Origin of the sequence: Parafrankia discariae (assembly GCF_000373365.1) — a bacterium.
Classification (GTDB): Bacteria; Actinomycetota; Actinomycetes; order Frankiales; family Frankiaceae; genus Parafrankia; species Parafrankia discariae.
Map to the genome: position 1 here is coordinate 19,673 of NZ_KB891203.1, position 25,965 is coordinate 45,637.

At 74.6% G+C, this 25,965-nt stretch carries 18 protein-coding genes; 9 read left to right on the forward strand and 9 right to left on the reverse strand.

The features are described 5' to 3' along the window. Nucleotides 1-50: 50 nt before the first annotated feature. Both B056_RS0111020 and B056_RS0111025 read right to left on the reverse strand, forming a co-directional pair. Nucleotides 51-620, reverse strand: coding sequence for a hypothetical protein (locus tag B056_RS0111020; protein ID WP_035751274.1), 570 nt, complete (start codon nt 618-620; stop codon nt 51-53). A gap of 141 nt (nt 621-761) precedes the next feature. Continuing rightward, nucleotides 762-1,220, reverse strand: a complete 459-nt coding sequence (locus tag B056_RS0111025) for a peroxiredoxin (RefSeq protein WP_018501917.1) — start codon at nt 1,218-1,220, stop codon at nt 762-764. 532 nt (nt 1,221-1,752) lie between these two features. Between B056_RS0111025 and B056_RS42680 the strand changes: the two genes are divergently transcribed. Continuing rightward, complete coding sequence (locus B056_RS42680; RefSeq protein WP_230202945.1) at nt 1,753-2,478, forward strand: DUF4234 domain-containing protein; 726 nt, start codon at nt 1,753-1,755, stop codon at nt 2,476-2,478. A gap of 359 nt (nt 2,479-2,837) precedes the next feature. Here B056_RS42680 and B056_RS0111040 read toward each other — a convergent pair whose 3' ends face one another. Together B056_RS0111040 and B056_RS0111045 are read right to left on the reverse strand one after the other, a co-directional pair. Then, nucleotides 2,838-3,275: a DUF3052 domain-containing protein gene (locus B056_RS0111040; RefSeq protein ID WP_018501920.1), complete on the reverse strand. Its 438-nt coding sequence runs from the start codon at nt 3,273-3,275 to the stop codon at nt 2,838-2,840. A gap of 435 nt (nt 3,276-3,710) precedes the next feature. Next, complete coding sequence (locus B056_RS0111045; protein WP_026239561.1) at nt 3,711-4,100, reverse strand: secondary thiamine-phosphate synthase enzyme YjbQ; 390 nt, start codon at nt 4,098-4,100, stop codon at nt 3,711-3,713. 349 nt (nt 4,101-4,449) lie between these two features. Here B056_RS0111045 and aceE point away from each other — a divergent pair, with 349 nt between their 5' ends. Both aceE and B056_RS0111055 read left to right on the forward strand, forming a co-directional pair. Further along, nucleotides 4,450-7,284 (forward strand): pyruvate dehydrogenase (acetyl-transferring), homodimeric type, encoded by a 2,835-nt coding sequence (gene aceE / locus B056_RS0111050; protein ID WP_018501922.1) that lies wholly within the window; start codon nt 4,450-4,452, stop codon nt 7,282-7,284. 660 nt (nt 7,285-7,944) lie between these two features. Then, nucleotides 7,945-8,784 carry a hypothetical protein gene (locus B056_RS0111055; RefSeq protein WP_018501923.1) on the forward strand — a complete coding sequence of 280 codons (840 nt, stop codon included), beginning with the start codon at nt 7,945-7,947 and terminating at the stop codon, nt 8,782-8,784. Between the two features lie 37 nt (nt 8,785-8,821). On the opposite strand, the gene B056_RS0111060 is transcribed toward B056_RS0111055, so the two are convergent. Both B056_RS0111060 and B056_RS44330 read right to left on the reverse strand, forming a co-directional pair. Next, nucleotides 8,822-10,459, reverse strand: a complete 1,638-nt coding sequence (locus B056_RS0111060; protein ID WP_018501924.1) for a bifunctional phosphatase PAP2/diacylglycerol kinase family protein — start codon at nt 10,457-10,459, stop codon at nt 8,822-8,824. Nucleotides 10,460-10,672: 213 nt separating this feature from the next. Next, nucleotides 10,673-11,026, reverse strand: a complete 354-nt coding sequence (locus tag B056_RS44330; protein ID WP_407672347.1) for a DUF5999 family protein — start codon at nt 11,024-11,026, stop codon at nt 10,673-10,675. Between the two features lie 345 nt (nt 11,027-11,371). Between B056_RS44330 and B056_RS0111065 the strand changes: the two genes are divergently transcribed. Together B056_RS0111065 and B056_RS0111070 are read left to right on the forward strand one after the other, a co-directional pair. Further along, entirely contained in the window at nt 11,372-12,922 is a 1,551-nt protein-coding gene (locus B056_RS0111065) for a glycosyltransferase family 2 protein (protein ID WP_018501925.1), read from the forward strand. Nucleotides 12,923-13,012: 90 nt separating this feature from the next. Further along, nucleotides 13,013-15,478 (forward strand): hypothetical protein, encoded by a 2,466-nt coding sequence (locus B056_RS0111070; RefSeq protein ID WP_018501926.1) that lies wholly within the window; start codon nt 13,013-13,015, stop codon nt 15,476-15,478. Here the strand turns inward: B056_RS0111070 and B056_RS0111075 are convergent, their stop codons facing one another. Next, nucleotides 15,479-15,895 (reverse strand): CoA-binding protein, encoded by a 417-nt coding sequence (locus B056_RS0111075; protein WP_026239563.1) that lies wholly within the window; start codon nt 15,893-15,895, stop codon nt 15,479-15,481. Nucleotides 15,896-15,953: 58 nt separating this feature from the next. Further along, nucleotides 15,954-16,661, reverse strand: a complete 708-nt coding sequence (locus tag B056_RS0111080; RefSeq protein ID WP_018501928.1) for an HAD family hydrolase — start codon at nt 16,659-16,661, stop codon at nt 15,954-15,956. 172 nt (nt 16,662-16,833) lie between these two features. On the opposite strand from B056_RS0111080, the gene B056_RS0111085 reads away from it, so the two are divergent. Continuing rightward, nucleotides 16,834-17,112: a type II toxin-antitoxin system RelE family toxin gene (locus tag B056_RS0111085; protein ID WP_018501929.1), complete on the forward strand. Its 279-nt coding sequence runs from the start codon at nt 16,834-16,836 to the stop codon at nt 17,110-17,112. A gap of 34 nt (nt 17,113-17,146) precedes the next feature. Here the strand turns inward: B056_RS0111085 and B056_RS0111090 are convergent, their stop codons facing one another. After that, nucleotides 17,147-17,728 (reverse strand): TerD family protein, encoded by a 582-nt coding sequence (locus B056_RS0111090; protein ID WP_026239564.1) that lies wholly within the window; start codon nt 17,726-17,728, stop codon nt 17,147-17,149. A 359-nt stretch (nt 17,729-18,087) separates the two neighbouring features. On the opposite strand from B056_RS0111090, the gene B056_RS0111100 reads away from it, so the two are divergent. From B056_RS0111100 to B056_RS36125, 3 genes are read left to right on the forward strand one after another with little or no spacing between them, the layout of a single operon-like run. After that, the gene (locus B056_RS0111100; RefSeq protein WP_018501932.1) at nt 18,088-19,611 is read left to right on the forward strand and encodes a hypothetical protein; all 1,524 of its coding nucleotides are present in this window, start codon (nt 18,088-18,090) and stop codon (nt 19,609-19,611) included. Beyond that, nucleotides 19,608-20,621 carry a hypothetical protein gene (locus B056_RS0111105; RefSeq protein WP_018501933.1) on the forward strand — a complete coding sequence of 338 codons (1,014 nt, stop codon included), beginning with the start codon at nt 19,608-19,610 and terminating at the stop codon, nt 20,619-20,621. Before B056_RS0111100 ends, B056_RS0111105 begins: the two co-directional genes overlap by 4 nt. Continuing rightward, nucleotides 20,614-25,851: a hypothetical protein gene (locus B056_RS36125; protein ID WP_035751278.1), complete on the forward strand. Its 5,238-nt coding sequence runs from the start codon at nt 20,614-20,616 to the stop codon at nt 25,849-25,851. Before B056_RS0111105 ends, B056_RS36125 begins: the two co-directional genes overlap by 8 nt. The last annotated feature ends 114 nt before the right edge of the window (nt 25,852-25,965 follow it).

Consider the following 25,965-nt stretch of genomic DNA (forward strand, 5'->3'; position numbering starts at 1 on the left):
GAGGTGACCGTGTCCGGTCGCAACGTTAGCGGATGATCCCGGATCGTGGGTCAGGAAACCGGGCGTGGCCGCCCGAACATGCGGGCGAGGGCGGCGTCCACGTCGGCGGCCAGGTCTCCGCTGAGGGCACGCTCAGGCCCCTCCGCGGCCAGCTCCACCGGCTCCCCGTCAGGACGTCCCAGGGAGGCTTCTGGGGTGTCTGTGGTGGCCGTTGTGCTCCTGGCGGAGCCGGCGGCCGGTCGGCGCGGCGCCGCACCGGCTGTGGTCTCGACTGCGCCGGGGGCGGTCTCGGCTGCGGTGGGGGCGGTCCGCGGCGGCGTGGGCGTGGATGGGACCGGTTCGTGGGCCGACGGAGGTGGTTCAGGGGCGGGCGCGCGGCCGGCGGGCTGCCGATCGGGGGACTTCCGCTCGCCGCAGGCCCGGCAGAACACCGTGCCGAGGGCCTTCGCCAGGTGGGTGGAGGCGCAGCGGTCGCAGCGGTCGAGGATCTTCTCCCACTCCGGGGAGGGGCGGCAGGTCGGGCAGACCAGGACCTGTTCGCCGCCGACGACCGCGCGTTGCCAGGGGCTGGCGCCCCGGACCGGGTCGGTCTGTCGTGCACTGCAGCGGTAACACGGCATGAGGTTCACCGTCCTCGAGGACCGGCGGCGCACGTCGCCCGTGCCGTGCCACGCCCGGACACGCGCGAGGTGTTCCCTGGCTCGGGAACACCTCGCGGGGGTCCGACGGGGCGGAGCGACCCGGCCCGCCGCTCGCCGGGACTACAGCGAGGCGAGGGCCTTGAGGTACTCGGCCTGGTCGCGTGCGTCCGGGATGTTGTTGACGACCTTCCAGCGCACCTTGCCCTCCTTGTCGATGATGAAGGTTCCGCGCAGGGAGATGCCCTTCTCCTCGTTGAAGATCCCGTAGGCCTTCGCCACCTCGCCGTGCGGCCAGAAGTCGGCCAGCAGCGGGAACTCGTAGCCCTGCTGGTCGGCCCAGACCTTGTGCGCGAAGGCGGAGTCGACGGAGATGGCCAGCACCTGCACGTCGTCGTTCTGGAAGGAGGCCAGGTCGTCCCGGACTGAGCACAGCTCGCCCTGGCAGACGCCGGTGAAGGTCAGCGGGTAGAACAGGAGCACCACGTTGCGGCGGCCCCGGAAGTCGGACAGGGTGACGACCTCGTTGTTCTGGTCCTTCAACGAGAAGTCGGGGGCGACGGCTCCGACGTCGACGGTCACGAGCTCTTCCTCTCGATTGCGGTTGGTTTTCGCGTCCTGCGGTGCTGTTCGACCTCTCGGTCTTCGCGACCTGTCGGTCCTCTCCGCCAGCATGCCACCGCCGAGCGCGGCCTTGCGCTCCGGCTGCGGCCGGTGTGCCGGATCCGGCGGGTAGGCCAGGACCGCGCACGGCGGCGGCGATGTGGTGTCGACGTGGTGCCGATGCGCCGAGACGGCGCAGACAACCACCCACGCCCACGGCGGCACTCGAAGATGAGAAACCGGAAACAGTCTCACAACGTGCCTGGCCGGCCGCGGATGGCACTTTTCCGGTCAGCGAAGCCACAGGAAGGCGCGGGAGCAGGTTTCTGGGACTCTGGTGCCCTAGTCTGACCGGTCAACGACCGCGGCGAGCAAGTCGTGCCGGACAAGGACAGAAGGTGACCGGGCGGAGTGTGCTTCTCCGGCCGGCGCCCCGGCTCGCGGCAATGCCGCGGACGGGGCCGCACAGCGGCGCGTCGGGCGTCCCGCGGATGCCGACAGCAGGGAGGTCGTGACCACCTTGACCGATCACATGCCGCCGTCCGGCCCACCTGGCTGGGGACCTGGCGGCCACGGGGGCCCCGGCGGATCGTCGTCCGGGCCCGGCGGTGCCTTCGGATCGTTCCCGGACGGCCCTCCTGGAGCGCCGCACGCAGGCCCGCGCGGGTTCGCCGGCGCGGCCGAGCCAGCGGGCGCTCCCGGCCCGTACCCGGATGGTCCGGGCGGCTACCCGCCGTTCCCCCAGGAGGGCGCGAGTCCCTACCCGCCTCATCCCGGGGCCGGGCAGACCTATCCCGTCCCGCCCGGGTACGGGCCGCCGCCGGCCGGTGTGCCGCCGGTCGGGGCCGGCATCCTCGGGAAGCGGCGTAATCCGTTCGGGGTGTGGCTCGGTCTTCCCCTGATCACCCTCGGGATCTACGGCTTCGTGTGGGTGTACAAGACCAACAAGGAGCTGGCCGCCTACAACTCGCGGATCAAGGTCAATCCGACGTTGTCGCTGCTGGCCTTCCTGCTCGGCTGGGTGCTGATCGTCCCGCCGTTCGTGGCGGCGTGGCGGCTGGGGGCCCGGACGGCGCAGGCGCAGCGTGCCGCGGGCCTGCCGGAGCTCAGCCCGGGGATCGCGTTCCTGCTCTGGCTGATCGGCGGTGGGCCGCTCTATCTCCAGTACGAGATCAACAAGATCTGGAGCCGCTACCCCGGGGCGGTGGAAGGTCAGCAGGTACCACTCAGCCGCTGAGGAACCGCCGAGGAACCGCTGAGCCGAGCCGCGAGGCGGGGACAGCGGGGCGGGGATCGGAATCAGCACCGCGGGCCGTGACGGCCCGCGGTGCCGTGACGCTGGTCACCTGGTGCCGTGCCGCTGGTCACCTGGGTGCGCCGGCCGGCCGGCGCCGGTCGCGGACTGTCAGCCGCGGGCCGCCTGCCGGACGGGTACGCGGATCACCCGTCCGCGGGCCGCGCCACGGGCCGAGTCACAGACCTGGCCGCGGGCACGGCTGAGGAACCGTCGGCGATCGTGTCGCGCCGATCGGTCACGGCCCCGATCGCGAAGACCGCCGCCGCTGAGGCCTCGGACGCTCGCGGGCGCCCGGGGCCTCAGCGGTGACGGACCCGCTGGGACTTCGGGGCGGCCAGCCGCATCCCGGCCCATTCGGCCGCGACGCTGACCGTGCTGGTCTGCACCAGACCGGCGGTCGGCACGGCGTCCAGGACGTCGCTGGGCTCGACGTGGCCGTCACGGCCAGCCTTCGGGGTCAGCAGCCAGATCACGCCGTCCTCGGACAGCTGCCTGCGCGCGTCGATGAGGGCGTTGGCAAGATCACCGTCATCCTCGCGCCACCAGAGGAGCACGACGTCTACGACGTCGTCGGAGTCCTCCGGGACAAGGTCGGTGCCACTCGAGGTCGTGACGGCGTCCAGGAGGTCCTGGGCGATGTCATCGTCCTCGTTGAGTGACTGGACCAAGGTCCCGGCCACGACTCCCAGACGTTCCGCACGGCGCTGACCCTCGGCGTTCGCCGCGGTCGGACTCACCCTCCGCTACCTCCTGCTCGTCTACACGACGCTCCGCGGTCGCGGGGCGCCCCGGTCGTGGGCGGACCGGTTCGGCGACGATCCGCTCACGCGACCCGCCGTGGGCCTAGTCCACCGGACCACCCGGTGGGTGCGCAAGTGCCACGCCGGGGGTTGTGGACAAGCAGGGGGATGCCGGCCGTTCCACAACGATCTCCGCTGACACAATCTCGCTACCCCGGGGCCGCCTCGTCAACCCGTCCCACGAAACCCACCGACACGATCCCACCATCGATCCAACCTGCGGGTATGTGATGTCGGACGTCTCCTGACCGTTCTGATGATCCCAGGTCCGGCGCCGGGGTGGGCGCACTGGCCGGACTTTGCCCGCCGGGCGGAGCCGACCGGGCCGGTCGACGGAGCCGACCGGCCCGGTCGGCCGCGCGGGAACCCCGGTCAGCCGCGCAGGAAGGAGAACCGGACGGTCCGCTCGAGGTTGTCCACATTGAGGTCGACGAGGGCCACCGACTGCCAGGTGCCGAGCGCGAGCCGCCCGTCCAGGACGGGAACGGTCAGGGATGGCGGGATGATGGCCGGCATCACGTGTGAGCGGCCGTGCCCACGGGAGCCGTGGGCGTGTCTCCAGCGGTCGTCGGCGGGCAGCAGGTCGGCCAGGGCGGCGAGGAGGTCGTCGTCGCTGCCGGCGCCCAGCTCGAGGATGGCCACGCCTGCCGTCGCGTGCGGGACGAAGACGGACAGCAGTCCGTCACCGTGGCCGGCGACGAACTCGGCCGCCGGCTCGGTGAGGTCGACGACCCGTTCGTCGCGCCCCGTCCGCACCGTCATCGTCTTCGTCTCCACGGTGGCGTCCTCCCTCGGCCTCCCCCGGCGGGCGTCCACAACTCGGGCGCACGTATCCACAACCATCCCGCACCTGTCGGTGCGACCGGCCCGCGCCACCCCGGCGCCCGGCCGGCGGCCCGCGCAGGTGGGCCGTGTCCAGGTGCTGGTCAGACGGCCGTCGCGGCGTGTTCACCGGCGCGCCACCGCCTCGGTGCCAGACCACCAACAACTGCCTGTGCCGATCCAGTTTCTCTACCGCACAGTAGGCAGGGCGTGCGTGACGGGCGTGTCGAGACGGAGCACGATAGTGAGAGGGCATCGGCACAGGAGCTAACGGAGAGCAGGAGTAGGCGTGGCGCAGGACACAACGCGGAAGTTCTCGGTCATCACCGACGGGCTCCCGAGCCAGTTGCCGGACATCGATCCGTCCGAAACCAGCGAATGGCTCGAGTCGCTCGACGCGGTGATCGAGGAGTCCGGGCGAGGCCGGGCACGGTTCCTCATGCTCAAACTCCTCGAGCGAGCGCGTGAGAAGGCCGTCGGGGTACCGGGCCTGACCAGCACCGACTTCATCAACACGATCCCCCCCGAGCAGGAACCCTGGTTCCCGGGGGACGAGCACGTCGAACGGCGGATCCGGGCTTATATCCGGTGGAACGCCGCCATCATGGTCAGCCGTGCGAACCGTCCCGAATACAATGTCGGTGGCCATATCGCCACATATGCCTCAAGTGCCAGCCTGTACGAGGTCGGCTTCAATCATTTCTTCCGGGGCAAGGACCATCTGACGTCCTCCCCCGGCAGCGATTCCGGGGACCAGATCTTCATCCAGGGGCACGCCTCCCCCGGCATCTACGCCCGCGCGTTCCTCGAGGGCCGTCTCACCGAGGCGCAGCTGGACGCGTTCCGCCGGGAGGGTGAGCCGGGCGGCCTGTCCTCCTACCCGCACCCGCGGCTGATGCCGGACTTCTGGGAGTTCCCGACGGTGTCGATGGGCCTCGGCCCGATCGACGCCATCTACCAGGCCCGGTTCAACCGCTACCTGCTCAACCGCCAGATCAAGGACACCTCGCGCAGCAAGGTGTGGGCCTTCCTCGGCGACGGCGAGATGGACGAGCCGGAGTCGATCGGCGCGCTCGGGGTCGCCGCCCGCGAGGAGCTGGACAACCTCATCTTCGTGGTGAACTGCAACCTGCAGCGCCTCGACGGTCCGGTCCGCGGCAACGGCAAGATCATGCAGGAGCTGGAGTCGCTGTTCCGCGGCGCCGGCTGGAACGTCATCAAGGTCGTCTGGGGCCGCGACTGGGACCCGCTGCTGGCCAAGGACACCGACGGCGTCCTCGTGCACCGGATGAACACCACGCCCGACGGCCAGTTCCAGACCTACTCGACCTCGTCGGGCGACTACATCCGGGAGCACTTCTTCGGCGCCGACGCCCGGCTGCGCCGGATGGTCGCCGACCTGGCCGACGAGGACCTGAGCAAGCTCTCCCGCGGCGGGCACGACTACCGCAAGCTGTACGCGGCCTACAAGGCGGCCACGGAGCACACCGGCCAGCCGACCGTGATCCTCGCCCACACCATCAAGGGCTGGACGCTGGGCAAGGACTTCGAGGGCCGCAACGCCACGCACCAGATGAAGAAGCTCACCAAGACCGAGCTCAAGGAGCTGCGCGACCGGCTCTACCTGGAGATCCCCGACTCGGCCCTGGACGGCAACCTCCCGCCGTACTACCGCCCGGGCCCGGACTCCGAGGAGATCCAGTACATGCGGGAGCGCCGGGCGGGGCTCGGCGGGTCGATCCCGCGCCGCGTGGTGCGGGCCCGCACCCTCACCCAGCCGCCGAAGTCCATCTTCGACGACCTGCGGAAGGGCTCCGGCAAGCAGCCGGTGGCGACGACGATGGCCTTCGTCCGGCTACTCAAGGACCTGATGAAGACCAAGGAGATGGGTGCCCGGTTCGTGCCCGTCATCCCGGACGAGGCGCGCACGTTCGGGATGGACGCGATGTTCCCGACGGCGAAGATCTACTCGCCGCACGGGCAGCGCTACGAGGCCGTCGACCGGGAGCTGCTGCTCTCCTACCGGGAGTCCGAGTCCGGCCAGATGCTGCACGAGGGCATCAGCGAGGCCGGCTCGATGGGTTCGGTGATCGCCGCCGCCACGGCGTACTCCACCCACGGCCAGCACATGATCCCGGTGTACGTCTTCTACTCGATGTTCGGCTTCCAGCGGACCGGCGACCAGATGTGGGCGCTCGGTGACCAGCTCGGCCGGGCCTTCCTGCTCGGCGCCACCGCGGGGCGCACGACCCTGAACGGCGAGGGCCTGCAGCACCAGGACGGCCACTCGCTGCTGCTGGCGTCCACGAACCCGGCGTGCGTGTCGTACGACCCGGCGTTCGCGTTCGAGATCTCCCACATCGTCCGCGACGCGCTCGACCGGATGTACGGCGAGCGGAACGAGAACGTCTTCTACTACCTGACCGTCTACAACGAGCCGGTCCCGCAGCCGGCCGAGCCGGCCGGGGTCGACCCGGCCCAGATCATCGCCGGCATGTACCGGTTCCGCACCGCCGACGCGCTCACCGGCGGCGAGGGGGCGTCCGCCGGGCCGGTCGAGGGTGGGGCAGCCGGAGGCTCCACCACGGCGCAGGCGCAGCTGCTGGCCAGCGGCACGGGCATGCGCTGGGCGCTGGCCGCCCAGGAGATGCTGGCGGCCGACTACGGCATCGCCGCCGACGTGTGGTCGGTGACCTCGTGGAACGAGCTGCGCCGGGAGGCGCTCGTCTGCGAGCGGCGCAACCTGCTCAACCCGGAGCAGCCGCCGGCCGTGCCCTACGTCAGCCAGATCCTGGACGGCGCGCCGGGCCCGGTCGTCGCGGTCTCGGACTGGATGCGCGCCGTCCCCGACCAGATCTCACGGTGGGTGCCGCAGCAGTACACCTCGCTGGGCACCGACGGCTTCGGCCGTTCCGACACCCGGGCCGCCCTGCGGCGCCACTTCAACGTCGACGCCGAGTCGGTGGTCGTGGCGACCCTGGAGGCACTGGCCCGAACGGGTGATGTCGAGCAGGCCACCGTGGACGACGCCATCCGCCGGTACGGGCTGCGCAAGGACGGCGTCGGCGAGGCCGCTCTCGGCACCGGTGCCGAGGAGCGGGACGACCAGCCGGTCTCCGGCTGACCCACCCCGCCGCCGGCGGCCGGCCCGGCCCCTGGTGGCGGCCGGGAACGGTCCTGGCGGACCGCCGGACCTGGTCCTGCGGGGCTCCCGAGACGCTCGGGGGCCCCGCGGGCACCAACCACGGACGCACCGCCCACAACACGGTGTGACGACGCTCGCCACACCCAACACCACTCTGCGTAACCGAACACGGCACTAACTCCCCGTGTTCACGGAGCTCCGGGCGTGCACCGGCTACCATCTGCACTCCAACGGCGCCACCAGCCCAGCACTCCGTGTGACAAGCTGTCACCGGCAATCGGTTCCGGATCGTCACCGGCGACACTATTGTCTCGGGAGTGACATCCACGGCCGATGGCCGGCCGACGCTGTCATGCGTCGGCCAGGGGTCGGCCAACAGCCGCGGGATGTCCCCCACGGCGCACGGCATCGCGCCACGGCACCGGCCCGGCGAGGGCTGGGGCGTGGCCGACGTCGCGTGGCCGGCCCGCGCAGCTACCGGCGCGCGTGGCCCCCGCCGTCCGGAGTACCGGCCGGCACTCGGCGGGCCCCGTCGCGACCTGGTCGCCACGAGATCGAGGAGGAGCACGTGACGCGTGTCCCGAGGACCACCGGTCCGGCCGCCAGCATGGCGGCCACCCGCCAGCCGGGCCGGCAGGCATGATCCTCCGGGCCCGCCGCATCGAGCGGCTGGAGGAGCATCCGAACCTCCGCGGGATCCTCGGCATCCTGGCGCAGCTCGTGCACACCTCCGACAGCGAGCTGGTGGCGCTGGCCTCGCTGTGGCGCAACTCCGGCCAGCTGGCCTCGGCCCGGGACAAGGCGCTCGCCCCCGACTCCCCGCTGATCGTCGAGGTCCTGGCGGCCTTCGACGCCCTCTCCGCGATCTACGCGGACGACCTGGCCGGCGCGGAGTACGTGACCCTCGACCCGGCGATCACCGCCACCGCGCTGCGCGCGATGCGCGACGCGCTCGCCGGCGCCTACGCCAAGCCGATCCTGAACCGCTCCGAGTACACAGCGCTGCTACGGCCGTGGCGCACCGTGTACCCGCGGGTCCGCTCACACGAGCCGGACCTGGGCCCGGCCGCCGCCGACGTGAAGCGGGTGCTGTCCACGCTGCCGCGGCTGGCCCGCCGCTGCCACGACCAGGCCAGCCTCGAGGTCTTCGACGGCCTGCTCACCACGGTGCTCACCCGCGACGACGACGCCCACCAGATCGCGATGGAACGAGCCTTCGACAGCGCCGTCCTGACCGGGCGGCGGCGGGTGTGGACACTGGTCCGCCGCAGCGCCGCCGAGGGCTTCTGGCGGCTGTGCCCGGCCTGCCGCCGGCTCGCCACCGCGCCGGACTCGTCCTCGGACGAGCGCGTCATGGAGCTGTGCGCCGACCTGGCCTGCGCGCTGCTGGTCGAGGACCTGCTCGACCCGGAGGTCTTCGCCCGCCTCACCACCCCGCTGCGCGCGCTGATCCCGCTCCAGAGCCCTCCCGGGGACTGACCGGGGGCCCCCGGGCAGCGGGAGCAGCGGGCACGGTCTACTCGGGCCGGTACACGACGAGGCGGGCACCGCTCGTCGTGATCGCGATCCGGCGGATCCCCTCGGTCACCTCGCCGTCGCTGGCGAACGGCAACGGCGAGGGCTGGCCGGAGGCGATCCGCACCCGTTCCACCGTCCGCTGCTCGTAGACCCGGGAGCGGCCGAGACGACCGGTCAGCACCGCGCCGACGAGCCGGAACCGGGCCAGCGGGGCGGTCGCGTCGACGACCCGCAGGTCGAGCAGGCTCTCGTCGAGGCGGGTCCGGTAGGTCGGGGCGAACCCGTCGGGCAGGTAGCGGCCGTTGCCGACGAAGACGAGCCAGACCCGTCGGGTGACGCCGTCGATCTCCACGTCGAACGGCGGGTCGCTCCACAGCACCCAGCTCAGCGCGAGGATCATCGCCGGCCACTTGCCGATCCGGCGCTCGAAGCGCTCCCGGACGCCGACCATGTCCGGGTAGCCGCCGAGGCTGGCGGTGTTCACGAAGATCCGGCTGAACCGGGAGTCGCCCGCGCCGATGCCGTCGACCCGGCCGACGTCCACCGCGACGGCCGTGCCCTCGCGAACCGCCTTGACCGTGTCGCCGGCGCTGTTCAGGCCGACGTCGGCGGCGAAGTGGTTGAGGGTGCCGGCCGGGAACACGGCGAGGGGAAGGCCCCGGGCGAGCGCGGCCGTGGCCGCGGCGTTGACCGTCCCGTCGCCGCCGGCGACGCCGAGGACCCTGCTGTGCGCGGCGACGCGCTCCAGGGCCTCGGTGACGTCCTGGTCGGGGCCGACCTCGACGACCTGCGCGCCGGGCAGGTCGGCCCGCAGGACGGCGACGAGGTCGGCGTGGTGACCGGCGCCGGAGCGGGCGTTGACGACCACGCCGAGGCCCGTCCCGTCCGGCAGGGCCGGGGCCCAGGCGGACGCCGGCCGGGCCCGCGCCGGTGACCAGGGACGCCGCGGCATCACCTTGGTCGTCAGCAGCCCGGCGCCGATGCCGAGCACGGCACCCGCCACCACGTCACCCGGGTAGTGGGCACCGACGTAGACCCGGGAGAAGGCGACCGCGGACGCGAGGGCCGCCACCGGGACGGCCGCCGCGGGTGCGTCGAGCGCGACACCGGTGGCGAAGGCGGCGGCCGACGCCGAGTGGCCCGACGGGAACGAGAAGGTCGTCAGGTCACGGCCCAGCCGGCGCAGCGGCGGGATGCCGTGTGTCGGCGGCCGGCCGCGGCGGAACAGCAGCTTGGCCGGGCCGTTGGCGACGGCGCTGGCGACGCCCAGGGCGAGCAGGCCGCGCATCGCCGCCGGCCGGCGCCGGCCCTTCGTCGCGCCCAGCGCGCCCGCCACCCCCCACCAGAGCATGCCGTGGTCCGCCGCGTGGGAGAGCCGGGGCAGCAGCGGGTCCACCAGCGGCCGGGCGCCGGCGATGGCGGAGAACATCGCCCGGTCGACCGTGATGAAGGTGCGCACGAAACGCCGGCCGATCGCGACGTCATGCCGGACGAGCAGACGGGCCAGCTCACCGGCCCGGGCCAGATCGCCGACGCGGGACGAATCGCTCCCACCGGGCAGGTCGCGGGAACAGGCGCTGTCACGGGGACGGGCGCTGTCACGGGAACGGTGGACGGGCCGCGGAATCCGCCGCATGGACGTCACGCCGGAACCGTACCCGTTCGTCCCATCCGCGGGCAGGCGCGCGGACCGGGACGCCCGCGGCCTGGTCTCCGCCCGGCCGGGTGAACCACGTTCAGGTGGTTCGCGCAGGCCGGACCGGCATCAGCACCCCGCCGCCCTCGTTCCCCGAACCGGGGTTCCCCGGGCTGTGGCGGGTCGGACCGCGGTTCGCCGGACCGCGGCGGGTCAGACCGGTGTCGGCGCGGCGAGCGCCCCACGACGCGGCGCGGGAGGCCGGGGTACGCACCCGGGCCTCGGCAACGGGCGTCGCGGCTCCACGGTGCGACCGGTGGGCAGGATCTCCCCCGTGTCCTCGAAGAGGATCACCCCGTTGCAGAGCAGGCTCCAGCCCTGGTCACAGTGCCTGCTGGTGACTCTCGCCGCGTCGTGGTCGGCGCTGTCGGCGGCCGGGCAGGGCGGACTGTGCTGGCATTTCCGCCGCGTGAGGGAGGAGGCGGAGGCGGGGTCGCCGGACGGCTCCGCCTCCCTGGTGGGCGCCGGCACGGCCGGGGCCTGGTTGAAAACACTTCCTTGGTGCACGAGCACCAGAGATTACGCCTCTCCGTTAGGCACGTCACACGGGGGCGCCTGGGCGCCCACCGGCGTGTCACGCCGTACCCGGCCAGCCGGGGGCGGGTGTGGGCGTCCGGTGAGCCGGGGCGTATCTCCCCGTGGCCGTAGGCGAGGGTGGCTGCCCGGCGCTCACGCATATGGGTAGATTGCAGCCCGACGCCGAGCGTTCGACCTGCTCGGACCAGAGGATTGGTCCGAGCCGACAGGCGGGGCCCGGCCTCGTCGGTCGATCGTCGCGGCCGGGCCGGTCCGGGATGCGAACCATCAGGTTCGACCGGCGCACGTCTGCTCCTGGCCTGTGGGGGGTCACGCATGGTGAACGACTCGCGTACCACCGGCGGTCCGCCGCCGGAGACCGTCGGCCCGCTCGCCGTCGGCCCGCTCGCCGCCGACACCGACCGCGCCGACGGCGGTGATCCCGCCGACCGCCTCGAGGTCTCCGTCGTCATGCCGTGTCTGAACGAGGCGGAGTCGGTCGGCGTCTGCGTCCGCAAGGCGCTGGCCGGGCTGGCCGCCGCCGGGGTCGCGGGCGAGGTCGTCGTGGTCGACAACGGCTCGACCGACGGCTCCGCCGCGGTGGCGGCCGCGGCCGGCGCCCGGGTCGTCGCCGAGTCCCGGCGAGGCTACGGCAACGCCTACCTCGCCGGCTTCGCCGCCGCGCACGGCCGTTTCCTGGTCATGGGCGACTCCGACGACACCTACGACTTCGCCGACCTCGGCGCGCTGCTCGCCCCGCTGCGCGCCGGGCGCGCCGACTACGTGCTGGGCTCCCGCTTCGCGGGGGAGATCCTGCCCGGCGCCATGCCCTGGCTGCACCGGTACGTCGGCAACCCGCTGCTCACCGGCATCCTGAACCGCCTGTTCGACGTCCGCTCGTCCGACGCCCATTCCGGGATGCGGGCCTTCACCAGGGACGCCTACCGGCGGATGCGGCTGCGCTGCGAGGGCATGGAGCTCGCCTCCGAGCTCGTCATCGCCGCGCGCCGGGCCGAGCTGCGGATCGAGGAGGTGCCGATCACCTATCACCCGCGGGTAGGGGCGTCGAAGCTCCACTCCCTGCGGGACGGTTGGCGCCACCTGCGGTTCATGCTGCTGCTGGCGCCCAGGCACCTGTTCGTCCTGCCCGGCCTGGTCCTGTTCGGGCTGGGCACGGCCGGCCAGCTGGCGCTCCTGCCCGGTTCGCTCGACGTCGGCTTCCACCGGCTCGACCTGCACTTCTCCGTACTGTTCGCGCTGATCGCGCTCCTCGGTTGGCAGCTGGTGCTGCTCGGGGTCTTCGCCGACGTCCACAACCACGCCGCGGGGTGGCAGGAGCGCCGCCGCTGGCCGCTGACGTCGATCCACCGCCGTTTCACGCTGGAGCGGGGTCTGGCGGCCGGGGGCCTCCTGTTCACCGTCGGCTTCGCGATCGACTGCGTCATACTCGCCCGATGGCTGGCGAACTCGATGGGGCCGCTCAACGAGCTGCGTCCCGCCCTGCTCGCCATGTCGCTGATGGTCCTCGGCGCGCAGACCGCCTTCGGGTCGTTCTTCCTGCGGTTGGTGACGGCCGGGCCGAGCGGCGGCCACGGCCGGGCCGGCTGGGCGCCCTCGACCGGACCCGCCGCCTCGGTCCCAGCCTCGACCGGTGCCGGTGCCGCGGCACCGGGTTCGGGCTCGGGCTCGGGCATCGCCGGCCCGTCGGAGGCCTCCCCGCCGGTCGGGGCGGCGGGTCCGACGGCTCCGACCGGGACACCGGCGCCAGACGGAGGAGCGGGTCAGCCCACCCGTACCGGTCCGGAAAGCCATGAGAACGACGAGGAGGCGGCGTTCCTCGCCGCGCCCCCACCCGCCCGCGGGGGAATTCCCGCCCACCAGCACTGAGCGCTCCGAGCGGGTCTCACCGTGATCCACATACACAATCGGGGGCCCAAAGGGGACCATTTGGACAATTCCGCGGAACGATCGTGGACCATGGGTGCCGTGACGGCATCTGGACAGCTCCACGCCTCCGGACCCCGCGGCGCGCTGGAGGTCCCCGGCCGATCCCGACCCGGCGACGGCGACGCCTGGACCACGCCCGCGGTGAGCCCGGCGACCGGTGACGACGGGGGTGGCGCCGGGGGCGGCGCCGGCCACCACGTCGCCCAGGGGCCGGCCGTGGGCCCGTTCGAGCTCGAGCCCGAGTTCGCGACCGAGCCCCACTCCGAGCCGACCCGACGAGGGCGGCCGCGCCGGCGGTCAGCCTCCGGACGGCGCTCCCCGCTCGCCCGACACTCCGTCTTCGGCGTTCTCCTGTTCGCCGGCGTCGTGCTCCGGCTCGTCACCACCTACGCCTACCGACCCGCCTTCGAGTTCAACGGCGACTCGTACGCGTACATCCGACTCACCCGGCTGTCAGAACCGGACCCGATGCGCCCGGCTGGCTACCCGGCGTTCCTGCGCGCCCTGAGCGAGACCGGGGCCGACCTGTGGGTCGTCCCCCTGGCACAGCACGTACTCGGGCTCCTGCTCGCGACGGCCCTCTACGTGCTGCTCGTCCACCGCAGGGTGGCCGCGCCGATCGCCGCGCTCGCCACCGCGCCGATCCTGCTCGACGCCTACCAGATCGTGATCGAGCACTTCGTGATGGCCGAGACGCTCTTCGCCGTCCTCCTCGTCGCCGCCGTCGTCGCGCTGATGTGGTCGCGCCGGCCGTCGGTGTGGGCGTTCGCCCTGGCCGGGCTGCTCCTCGGCGCGTCGGGCCTGGTGCGCACGATCGGCGTGGCCGTCGGCCTGCTGGCCTTCGGCTACGTGGTGCTGCGCCGGGTCGGCTGGCTGCGGGTCGGGGTCTTCGCCGTCTTCCTGGCCGCGCCGCTGATCGCGTACGCGTCCTGGTTCCAGTCCGCGCACGGGAAGATCGGGCTCACCGGGGGTGACGCCGCCTGGCTGTACGGCCGGGTCGCCCCGATCGCCGACTGCGCCCAGCTCGACCTCGAACCCGCCCAGCTCTCGCTGTGCTCCCCGCACCCGGTCGGCGAGCGGCCCGACCCGAGCTACTACGTCTGGGACCGCAACAGCCCGAGCAATCAGCTCGACGTCCCCGCCGACGAACGCGACCGGCTCCTGAACGACTTCTCCCGGCAGGTCATCACCCGGCAGCCCGTCGACTACCTGCGCATGGTCGGCTCCGACATCGCGCACTACTTCGAGCCGGGGCGCCGCGTCGGGCCCCGGGACTGGCCGGACGCCACCTGGCGCTTCCCGACCGCTGACGAGCCCGGCTACCTGCACAACGACGAACCGCTGCTCGGCCTGCACGGGGAGGACGACCGGCCGGACCGGACCGTGATCGAGCCCTGGGCCGGCGATCTGCGCGCCTACCAGAGCCGGGGCTTCACCCCCGGCCCGGCGCTCGCCGTGGCCGGCGTCCTGGGCCTGCTCGCCTGCCTGGCCGCCCTGCCCCGGGTCGTTCCGGCGGGCCTGCGCGGAGGTGACGGGCGGGCCCGCTGGCACGACCTGACCGCGGAACGCCGGCGCACCGGCGCCGACTGCCTGTTCCTGGTCGCCGCCGGGGCGACGATGATCGTCGTCCCCGCGGCCACCGTCTGCTTCGACTACCGGTACCTGCTGCCGGCGCTGTTCCTGCTGCCGCCGGCCGCCGCGCTCGCCGTCCGGCAGGGCCACCTGCTGGTCGTCGCGTGGCGTGAGCGGCGCGAGGCCACCGAGACCCCCTGGCGGACGCCTCCCGGCCCGGCCGGCCTCGGCCCGGCCGGGCCGGACACCGACGGCGACCCGTCCGCTCCCGACCCGTTCGACACCGCCGAGGCCGGTCCGACCGGCGGCGGGGCGGCTCGCGGCGGGGCGGCTGGCGGCGGGGCGGCTGGCGGCGGGGCCGCCGGTTTCGGCCCGCCGGGTGATCGCGACGATCCGGACGCCCCGTTCGCCCTCGGCGGTCTCGGCGCGCCGCCGGGTGGCGTGAAGCCGCCCGTCCCGCCGACAGCGCCCATCCCACCGACAGCGCCGCAGCCACCGGCAGCGCCGCAGCCACCGGCAGCGGCGAAGCCGGCGGGGCCGACGCCGCCGACGGATCCGGCCCCGCCGGCGGCGTCGGCCAGGCCGGCCCCGCTGCGCAGTGGGCCGAACCCGGGCGCGGCGGCGGCGCGGCGGCGGAACCCGTCCGGGACACCGCCCCTGCCGAAGCGTGCGCCCGGGGTCACCCTCGAGGAGAGGAACCGCCGGTCACGCCCCGACCCGGCCGGCGGAGCCGCCCCGGAGACCCCGCCCGGGCGGGCCACACCGCGACTCCGACCGGTGAGCCTCGGTCCGGACGCCCGGATGCCCACCCCGGGCAGCCGGCCCGCGGCGCGCGGCCCGGCCCCGAACGCCTGGGACGACCCGACGGCGCCGCCTACGAAAGCCGAGCCCGATGCCGGGGACGATCCGACCTTCCCCGGTTGATCAGCGCCAGCCGAGCAGGCGGGGCCCGTCGATGCGGGGGCAGGCGTCCACGACCACGTCGAGCCCGGCGTCGCGGGCGCGGGCCTGCGCGGCCTCGTCCCGAACGTCAAGCTGCGTCCAGATCGCGCCGGCGCCGATCTTCACCGCCTCGTCGATGACCTCGCCCACCAGGTCGGACCGCACGAAGAGATCCACCACGTCGACCGGGAACGGGATCTCGCCGAGCGTCGCGTAGCCCTGCTCGCCGGCGATCACCGGCGCCGAGGGGTGCACCGGGATCGTCCGCTTCCCGTGCCTGCGCAGGTACTCGGCGACCCCGTAGGCCGCGCGCGAGGTGTTCTCGGACAGCCCGACGACCGCCCAGACCCCGGTGTCGGCGAGGACCCTGCGCTTGACCGCATCCGTGTTCTCCGTCATGGACGGTTCCAACCCCTGGCCCAGCACGGACAATCCCACGGCCCCGCCGCCGGACCGGTCAGCCGCGGGTCACGTGGTCCTCCGCGGCGGCGAGGACGATCTCGGCGGTGAGCCCCGCGATCGCGTCCACGCGCGCCGACGCCAACGCCAGCGCGTCCGGACCGGGTGGGAAGTGCTCGTTCGGGACGGCCACGACGGCCAGGCCCGCGGCCGAGGCCGCCCGCAGCCCGTTCGCCGAATCCTCGACGGCGACCACCACACCGGCCGCCGCGCCGGGCGGCACCCGCAGTCGGCGGACGGCTTCCAGGTACACGTCGGGCGCGGGTTTGCCCCGGGCGACCTCTTCGGAGGAGACGACCTGGCGGAACTCCCCCGCCAGCCCGGCCCGGTCCAGCACCAGCTCGATGAGCGTCCGCGGGGACGAGCTCGCCACGGCCAGCGGCCAGCGCCGCGCGAGTGCCCGCACCGTCGCCACGGCGCCCGGAAGCAGCGGCGGCGCGTCACCGTAGCGTTCCGCGACCCGCCGGCGTACCTCGGCCGCGATCTCCTCAGCGCTGTCACCGGCACCCAGCTCGACCAGGTGACCGGACCACTCCGCGGTGGACATCCCCATCATCCGGGCGGTGCTGTCGGCCGCCCAGCGGCCCCCACGCTCGGTCACGAAGGCCCGCCGGACCTCGTCCCACACCTGCTCGGAATCGATCAGTACACCGTCGAGATCGAAGATGACGGCCTGGACGGGGACGGGTGCGGGAGGGAGAGCCACCGGCCCATCCTGCCGGGCCGTTCTCCCCATGGTGCGGCCGTTCCGGCCGGTGTGGCATGACCCGGCGATCGGCGAGCCGGAGACGTTAGGGTCAGCAGATGCCCAACGCGCACCGCGTTCCAGCACCCGCCCAGGCCGCCGCCGGCCGCCCTGCCCCGGTCGACGTCCACCGATGAGCGACAAGCACGAGGTGACGCTGTCCCCCTCGGCGGAGCGGGACCTGGCGAAGCTGCCCGAGCTGCTCAGCGCCGAGGTACGCCGGTTCCTGGACGGGCCGCTGCGCAACGATCCCCGCAAGGCGGGTACGCCGCTCGCCGGCGAGAGCCAGGTGGGCATGTTCGAGGCGACCGGGCGCGGCTGGCGGGTGCTGTACCGGGTCGACGCGAACACCCGGACGGTCCGGGTGATGATCGTCGGGCGGCGGCAGACACCGTCCCGGCTGCCCTTCTGAGGGCGGCCGGCGGGCCCGCTGGGAGACGGGCCCGCTAGGAGACGTTGACGCCGAAGTCGAGCGCGATGCCGCGCAGGCCCGACGCGTAGCCCTGCCCGACGGCCCGGAACTTCCACTCGGCGCCGTAGCGGTAGAGCTCACCGAAGATCATCGCGGTCTCGGTCGAGGCGTCCTCGGTGAGGTCGTACCGGGCGACCTCGGCGCCGGTCGTCGCGTCCGCCACCCGGATGAAGGCATCGCGGACCTGACCGAAGGTCTGCCGCCGGGCGTCCGCGTCGTAGATCGACACCGCGAAGACCACCTTGCTGGCCTGCGGGGAGAGGATCCGGAGATCGACGGTGATCTGCTCGTCGTCGCCCCCGCCGCCGCCCACGAGGTTGTCCCCCAGGTGGGTCACGGCGCCGTCCGGGCTGACCAGGTTGTTGAAGAACACGAAGTGGCTGTCCGACAGCACACGGCCTGAGTCACCCACGACGATCGCCGAGGCATCGAGGTCGTACGGCGCGCCGGTGGTCTGACGGACCTGCCAGCCGAGGCCGACGGTCACCGCCGTCAGGTTGGGCGCGACCTTGCTGAGCGAGACGTTCCCGCCTTTGGACAGCGACACCGAGGACATGTCGTGAGCGTAGTACCGCTCTCGGGCGCGCGGCATCCTCTCCCCCGCACTCGCCTCGTCCGCCCTCGCTCTGTTGTTCGGCCTGTTGTGCCGCCCCTGATTCAGGCCGGCTCCTTGGACGGGGTCCGCGGGCCGGTCACCCACCGGCGGCCTGGTCCGGCACCTGCCCCGGCCAGGACCACACCTGCCCGCGCGGGGCCGGATCGACCCCCGGTTAGGGTGCCAGAGATGGAGATCCGCCAGGCACCGCCGGGCCCGGCCGAGCCGGCCCGCGCCGTGCCGGCCTGGGCTGTGTCGGCCCGTGCCGTCCCGTCCCGTGCCGTGTCGTGCCACGCGGTCGACCGGGACCGGGCCGGCCGATGACCCCCACGACCACGGCGACCGTCGCACCCGCGGCGGTCGCCGACACCGGGATGACCCGGCGCCGCAAGGCACTCGCGCTCACCCAGCCGCTGCACGACCTGGACGCCAGGAAGTCGTACCTGGAGGGCGCCGACTTCGACGTCTACGCGATGGCCGAGCTCGCGCTGCACGCCATCGACCTGGTCACCGTGGCCATGGATTTCGACCGGGGTGCGGACCACGAGCAGGTGCTACGCAAACTCGTTCCGCTGGCCGCCGACCAGGCACCCGACCGGCCGCGGGCCGAACACGAGCGGGTCGCCCGGTGGGTGCTGAGCAACCTGATCAACGTCGGCAGCGTCGACCGCGGGTTTGACGTCATCTACGGCACCTACCGGGCCGACGGCCGCTACGTGCGCCGGCGGTTCGACTTCAAGTTGCTCGTCGAGCTGACGGGCAGCGGCGGCGAACTGTATCTGCGCGCCACGGACGAGGCGGTGACCGTCCTCGTCGGCGCGCTCGACACGGACGTGACCTCCGCGCAGATCGCGGCCGAGGTGACACTGGACAACCTGATCCGCCGCGGCCGACTGGCCGACGCCCGGACGGCGGCGGAGTCCGCGCGGTACCGGACCGTCCAGTACGCCGAGCAGCTGCGCCGCCAGCTCGACGCGACGCGACGCAACGTGCTGGCGGTGGACTGGCTGCGCGCGGTACCGGCGCTGCTGGACGAGGCGCTCAGCCACGTCGAGCAGCGGTACCGGCACGAGAACGCGATCCTGACCCACATCCGGCGCTACCGCGACGCGGCCGACGACGCCGATCACAAGCGGCAGGCCGCCGAGCTGGTCGCGATCGTGGCGGACTGCGTCCGCCGCCACACCCAGCTCCAGGCGCGCCTGCTCGAGGCGGGCGCGGTCTTCCGCGCCGAGCAGGATCGCCAGCAGTTCGCGGATGCCCCCGCGCGCGACGGGATCGACCTCTACACACAGATCCTGATGCCCGTCCTGGCCCTGCCGGTGACGACGGCGTCGGCTCCGGCCGCCGCGTTCTTCCCAGCCGCCGTGGGCGTACGCACGCCCCGGACCGTACGCCTCGTCGACCTGGTCGACGGACTCCTGGCGCCACCCACCGAGCAGGAGGTGCTCGGGCCTCCTGTGGTCGAGGCGGACCTGGTCTCGCTGCGCGAGCCGGCGCGGTTCGACGACGAGACCTGGTCGGCCGCGACGGCGATCCTGGAGATCGCGCCGGAGAAGCCGCGACGGCTGTCGGAGCTGCTCGCGCGGGCCCGGCGGGCGGGTGGCGCGGACGTGGCCGAGCTGGTGGTGCTGCTCGCCGCGCACGCGCTGAGCCCGCAGGTCTCCGCAGCCGCGCGCCAGGGTGACGACGTCGTGTCGGTCGCCGTCGATGACGGCGTCGAGCTGGATGACCCCTGGTTCGGTGGCGCCGACCTCCTCGTCGGCCGGGTACGTCTCGGAGCCGAGGGCGCCGATGCCGGCGACCTCGTTCCCCCACCCACCACGATCCGGAAACAGGCGTGACAACAACCCACGAGCCCGTCGCCGCGCCGGGGCACGCCCCGGGCGTGGCCAGCCCTCGTCCCGAGGCCCCCGCGGCGTTCCCGACCGCCGCGACCGCCGCGACCGCTCCCGAGGAGACCACCGCCCCCGAACGGAACGCCCGGCGTGAGCACGGCGACGCGTTCGACGCGGCCCGTCTGATCGCCTACGGCCTGCGGCCGAAGCTGGTGCCGGCGCGGGACGGGGCGTACGCCGAGCTCGTGCGGCGGCATCTGCGGGACCAGGAGTTCGCGGCGCTGACCCAGGCCGTCGCGGGTGGCCTCGGGCTGGTCGTCCTGGACGTGGCGGAGCGGGCCGGACTGGTGGTCGCGGGAGCCGAGGACTCCGCCTTCACCGTCCGGATGACGGACTACGCGCGGCGGGCCGGCGGTGAGCACCGGTCGGCCGAGCGTCTTCTGCACGCGATCGCGCAGCTCGCCGTCGCCGCGATCGCGTTCCCCCGACCGGCCGACCTGCTCGACGACTCCTATGTGGGCCGGGTCAGTGTCGAGGGAGTGGACGCGTTCGTCCGCGAGGCCTGCCGGCTGCTCGCGGAGCGGGTCGCCGCCGACCCGGACGCCGGCTCGGACACCGAGGCCGACCCGGTGGACGGCCGGCGGACACTCGAGGCCGCCTGGCGCCTGTACGCGCGCCGCCCGGCGGCGGGGACGACTCGGGACGCCCGCCGGCTCGCCGGGTCGACCACCGGGATCATCGCCCGGGCGATGAGCTTCCTCGCCGACTCCGGCTGCCTGGTGGCGGTGAGCGAGCAGGCCGGTGGCACGTTCCGCACCACGGCGCGCTATCAGATACAGGTGCGCGAGCTGGCGGCCGACGCGGCACTGGAGGAACTGCTCGACCTCGGCGTGGTGACGGTGGCCGACGGCTCGGGGGGTGTCCGGGTGCTCGAGGCCGAGCCCGTTCTGCCCGGCACCGAGGCCGGCCGGACGAGTGGGCCACCGCACGTGGCACCGGAGGCGGACGATGTTTGAGCTCTCCAAGGTGCGACTCCATTCGATCGGGCCGCCAGGGGCGCGGTTCGGCGATGTGCTGCTCGACTTCTCCGGGGTGGGGGCGCCCGTCACCGGGCACCGTCAGGATGCGCTCTTCAACGCCGGCGTGGCCGCCCCTGAGGCAGACGGGGACAGTGAGAGCACGGAGCGGCGGACCGGCGCCGCGGCGGGCAGCGGTGCCGGCGGTGGCAGTGGGAGTCCCGGTAGCAGTGCCGGTGGCAGCGGTGCCGGTGACGACGGTGCCGCCCGGCCGGTCCGGCCGTCGCCCGCGTCCGTGCTGTTCCTGGAGAACGGCGGCGGCAAGAGCGTCCTGATGAAGTTGATCTTCTCGGTGGTACTCCCCGGCCGCCGGCAGGTCGTGGGCACCTCGAACGGCCGCGTGCTGGACAACTTCGTCCTCGCCAGGGACTGCGGGCATGTCGTCTGCGAGTGGCAGCACGCCGTCACCGGGGAGCGGGTCGTCACCGGCAAGGTCAGCGAGTGGCGCGGGCGGGCGACCGGTGACGCGTCCCGGCTCGCCGAGGCCTGGTACTCCTTCCGGCCGAGCGCGGCGCTGGACATCGCCACCCTTCCCCTCGTCCGCGACGGACGGCTGGTCACGCTCGCCGGCTTCCGTACCCGGCTCGCCGAGGCCGGCGCGGCGGACCCGAAGCTCACGCTGACCTGGGAGACGCACCAGGGCGCCTGGAGCGAGAACCTCGACGCCATCGGCCTGGACCCGGAGCTGTTCCGCTACCAGCGGGCGATGAACGCGGGCGAGGGGGAGGCCGCGGAGGCGTTCTCGTTCAACAGCGACGAGCAGTTCATCGACTTCCTGCTGCGCGCCGTCACCCCGCCGGAGGATCCCGCCGGCGTCGCCGAGGTCGTCGACGGCTACGCGGCGAAGCTCGCCGAGCGGGCGGCACTCGACGCCGAACGGGAGTTCGTCGCCGGCGCGCTCGAACGGCTCAACCCGCTGGTCGAGGCGGTCGAGGCACGCGCGGAGTCCGCGGCGGCGCTGCGGGCGCTGCTGGCGACGGTGCGCGGCGCGGCCGGCGCCGTCGAGGCGCGGATCGCGTTCGACCGCGCGGGGGCGACCGAGCTGGACGCCCGCGGCCAGTCGGGCCGGGATGCCGCCGAAGAGGCCGAAGGGGCCCGGCGGCGCGCGGTCGACACCGAGCTCGCGGCGCGGCTGCGGGTCGCCGAGCTGCGGCTGGCCGCGGCCGAGACGACCCGCGACGAGCTCGTCGAGCGTTTCGCGGCGGCCAACGAGGAGCTGGACGCGTGGCGCGCCGCCGAGGACGTCCTGCGGCATGCCGCCGCCTCGGGCGAGGCCGAACGGCTGACCCGGCTCGTCGAGGAGGCCGAGTCCCGCTCGGCGCCGGCCCTGGCCGACCGGGACGCCGCCGCCCGCGCCCTGGTCGTCGGGCTGGCCCGGCTCGCGGCGGCCTCGGACGCGGAGGAGAGCCGGGCCCGCGCGGCCGCCGCGGCCCACGACCTGGCCGCCGAGTCGGCCGCCACGGCGGACCGCGCCGCCGCCGACGCCGCGGCCACAGCACGCGCGGGCGCGGCGGCGCTGCGGGAGCGACGCGCCCGGTCCGCGCAGGTGCTCGCCGACTCGGTCCGGGACGGCCTGCTCCCCTCCGCCGACGTCGATCCCCGGTCGGCGGCCACCGAGGCCGCGCGGGCGGCGGACGAGGCCCGCGCCGCCGTCCAGGACGCGCTCGCGGCCGCGACCCGTTCCACGGACCGGGAACGGGCCCAGGACGCCGCCCGCACCGCCGAGCGCGAGCTGGACACCGCGCGCGCCGAGCTCGCCCGGCTCACCGGTGAACTCGAGCAGGCGCTGGCCGGGGCACGCGCCCTGACCGCCGACGGCCGGATAGCCGCCCTGCTGGGCCTCGGCACCGGGCCGGACCGATCCGACGAGCCGGACCGCGCCGATCCACCCGCGGACCGCGCCGATCCGCTCGCGGACGAGACCGGTCCGCCCACGGCCGGGTCGGTCGCCCCGGGCTCCGCCCACCACCTCGACCCGGTGGATCTGGACACCGACGCGCGCGCCGCGCTGGACGCGCTCGCCGCGGCGGTCCGGGCCGCCGAGGAACGCCAGCTGACGCTGTCCGTCGACGCGGAGGCGGATCTGCGGGTGCTCAACGCGCTCGGCGACGGGGACCTGCGGCCGGCGCGGCCGGCGGTCGGCGACGTCCTGGCGGTGCTGACCCGGGCCGGCATTCCCGCGATCTCCGGCTGGCAGCATCTCTCCCGGTCGGTGGCCGCGGCCGACCGTGAGCGGGTGCTCGCCGCCCGTCCCGACCTGGTGGACGGCGTCGTCGTGCCGGCCGGCTGGGACGTCGGCGCCGCGCACGCGGCACTGGCCACGGCCCGGCTGTTTCCCGACTGCGCGATCGTGGTCGGGGCCACCGAGCTGCTGTCGGCCGCGGCGTCGCCCGACCACCCCCGCCACGCCACCGCCACCGACCCCGCCGACGCTGTCGACGCCGCCGACGCCGACCCCGCGGGCAGCGCCGTCAGCGCGGGTACCGGGCAGGCGTTCCTCGTCCCGCCGAACCCGGCGCTGTACGACCGGGCCGCCGCCGCGGCCGAGCGGGAGTCCGTCCGGCGCCGGCACGAGGAGCGCAGTGCGCGGGCGGCCGAGCTGAGCGCGCGGGCGCGGGCCGACCGCGAGCTCGCCGCGGCGGTCGCCGGCTGGCGCCGGGCCAACCCGCCGGGACGGGTCGCGGGCCTGCGCGCCGCCGTCCGCGCCGGCCAGGACACTGTCGACGCCGCGCGGCACGCGCTGGCGGCCGCCCGCGAACTGGTCGGGCAGGCCGTCCGCGCCGCCGAGCTGGCGGTCGCCGAGGTCGAACGCCTGCGCGTGGTGGAGGAGGAGCGGACGGCCCGCGCCGCGGCGCTCGACCTGCTCGTCCACGCCGTCGAGGAGTCGGTGGGAGCCGACAGCGAGATCACGCTGCTGGCGGCGGTCGCGGCCCAGCGGGCCACCGAGGCCGAGGAGCATCGGGCCCGGGCCGCGGCCGCCCGGGCAGCCGCCCAGGACGCGCTGCGGCGGGCCGACGACGCCGCGCGCAACGCCCGGGTGGCGCGGGCGGAATCAGCCGAGGTGGCCGGCGGCGGCGACCTCGACACCGGCGGCGACACCGACGGCACCGACACCGCCGACACCGGCAGCGGTGCGGACGGCGCCGGGTCCACGGTGGGCGGGCCGCCACCGCAGGTCCCGCTGCTGCGGGCCGCCCACGAGTCGGCCGAGCGGGCGTACGCGCAGGTCGAGGTCGGCGCGGACCTACGCGGCGAGCTCGACCGCGCGCGGCGGGCGCAGGCGGCGGCGCGCGGTGCCGTGGAGGGGCTGCCCGCCGCCGTCCGCACCCGTTCGGCGGCGCTGCTGGCCGGTCCGAACGGCGGCGACGCGGCCGCGCGGGCGACCGCCCAGGCCGCCTCCCGGCGCGTCGCGGCGGACCTCGGCCGCGAGCTCGACGGGGCGCGGGAGCGGCTCGGCGGGCTGCGCCAGGAGCTGCGCCACACCGCCGCCGAGGTGGCCGACGCCGGAGCACGGCCGCTGGCACGGGACGAGGGCCCCGCCACGATGGAGCAGGCCCGCGACGCGCACCGGGCCGCCGTCGAGGCGCTGCGCGAGTCGGAGGCCGCCGTCCGGGCGGCCCGGGCCGCGTTGGACGAGCTGGAACGCCACACCGCGGCGCACGAACGCGAGGTGGACGCCTTCGGTCTCGTCACCGAGACGCTGTCCGAGCTGCTCGCGGACGCCGAATCGACGGTGGCCGGCACGAGCGAGCGCGCCGGTGCCACGGGCTCCGGCACCGGAGCCGGCACCGAAGCCGGAGCCGGCCCGGGAACGGGAGCCGGACCGGGAACGGGAGCCGGACCGGCGGGCTCCGCCGGCTGGCCGGACGGCGCCGTGGCCGCGTTCGGCGGGGACACCGCCGCGGCCACCGCGATGGCCCGCGAGCTGCGGTCGTCCTGGCGGCAGGCGGTGGTGGCGCACGGCGAAGCGGCGGGCCGGGTACGGGCCGCCGCGGACGCCGTGGCCGCCTGGGCCGCGACCGACCGCTTCGAGTCAGTCCGTTCCCCGGCCCGCCGGCAGATGGTGCGGGCCGGCCGGGACGCCGTGGCCGCGAACGCCGGCGACTGGGCCGCGGCGCTCGCGCCCCGCCTGCGCAGCCTCGACGACGACCTGGCGCACATCGGCCGCAACCGGGCCGCGATCGTGGCCCGGCTCGAGGGCATGGTGCGGGCCTCGCTGGGCACGCTGCGCTCGGCGCAGCGGCTGTCCCGGCTGCCCGACCGGCTCGGCGACTGGTCCGGCCAGGAGTTCCTGCGCATCACCTTCACCGAGCCGGACCCGGTGGCGCTCACCGACGCGCTCGGCGAGGTGGTGGACGCCGCCGCGCGCGGTTCGGTCACCCCGGGGCCGGCGTCCACGGGTGCCACGACGGGCGCCGCCGCGGGCGGACCTGGCGGGCCCGTTCCGGCCGGGGCCCGCCGGGACGGCATGACGCTGCTGCTGCGCGGCGTGCGCGCCGCGCTCCCCGGCGGGGTGCGGGTCGAGATCCTCAAGCCGGACGCGGTGCTGCGCACCGAACGCGTACGGGTCTCCCAGCTCGGCGACGTGTTCTCCGGCGGCCAGCAGCTCACCGCGGCGATCATCCTGTACTGCACCATGGCGGCCCTGCGGGCCAACGACCGTGGACGGCTGCGCGCCCGGCACGCCGGCGTGCTCTTCCTCGACAACCCGATCGGACGGGCCAGCGCCGCCTACCTGCTGGACCTGCAGCTCGCGGTGGCCGACCGGCTCGGGGTGCAGCTGATCTACACCACCGGCCTGTTCGACACCACCGCACTGAGCGCCTTCACCCTCGTCATCCGGCTGCGCAACGACGCCGACCTGCGGGCGGGGATGAAGTACCTGCGGGTCCAGGAACGGCTGCGCCCGGGGCTGACCCCGCCGGACGTCGCGGCCGGCGGCGCAGCCGGAGTGATCACCGCCAGCCGCCTGTTCCGCCGGACGGCACCCGGCGCACCGCCCGGGACACCCACCCCGGCCGCGCCGGCCGCGACACCAGTGCCGGCCACGACACCAGTGCCGGCCACGGCATCAGCGCCGACCGCGACGTCTGCGCCAGCCGCACCGTCAGCGCCGACCGGGGCCGGCCGGGAGGCCGCCGTCGGCACGAACGCCCATAGGGGACCGTGAGCATCGGGTCCGCACGAAGCCTTGGTCCCGGGCCCGGCGGGTGAGACCATGAGTCGCGCCGTCCGGCACCCCCCGAGCCGGGCGGCGCCGTTAAAGCGTCCGCCGGCCGGGCCC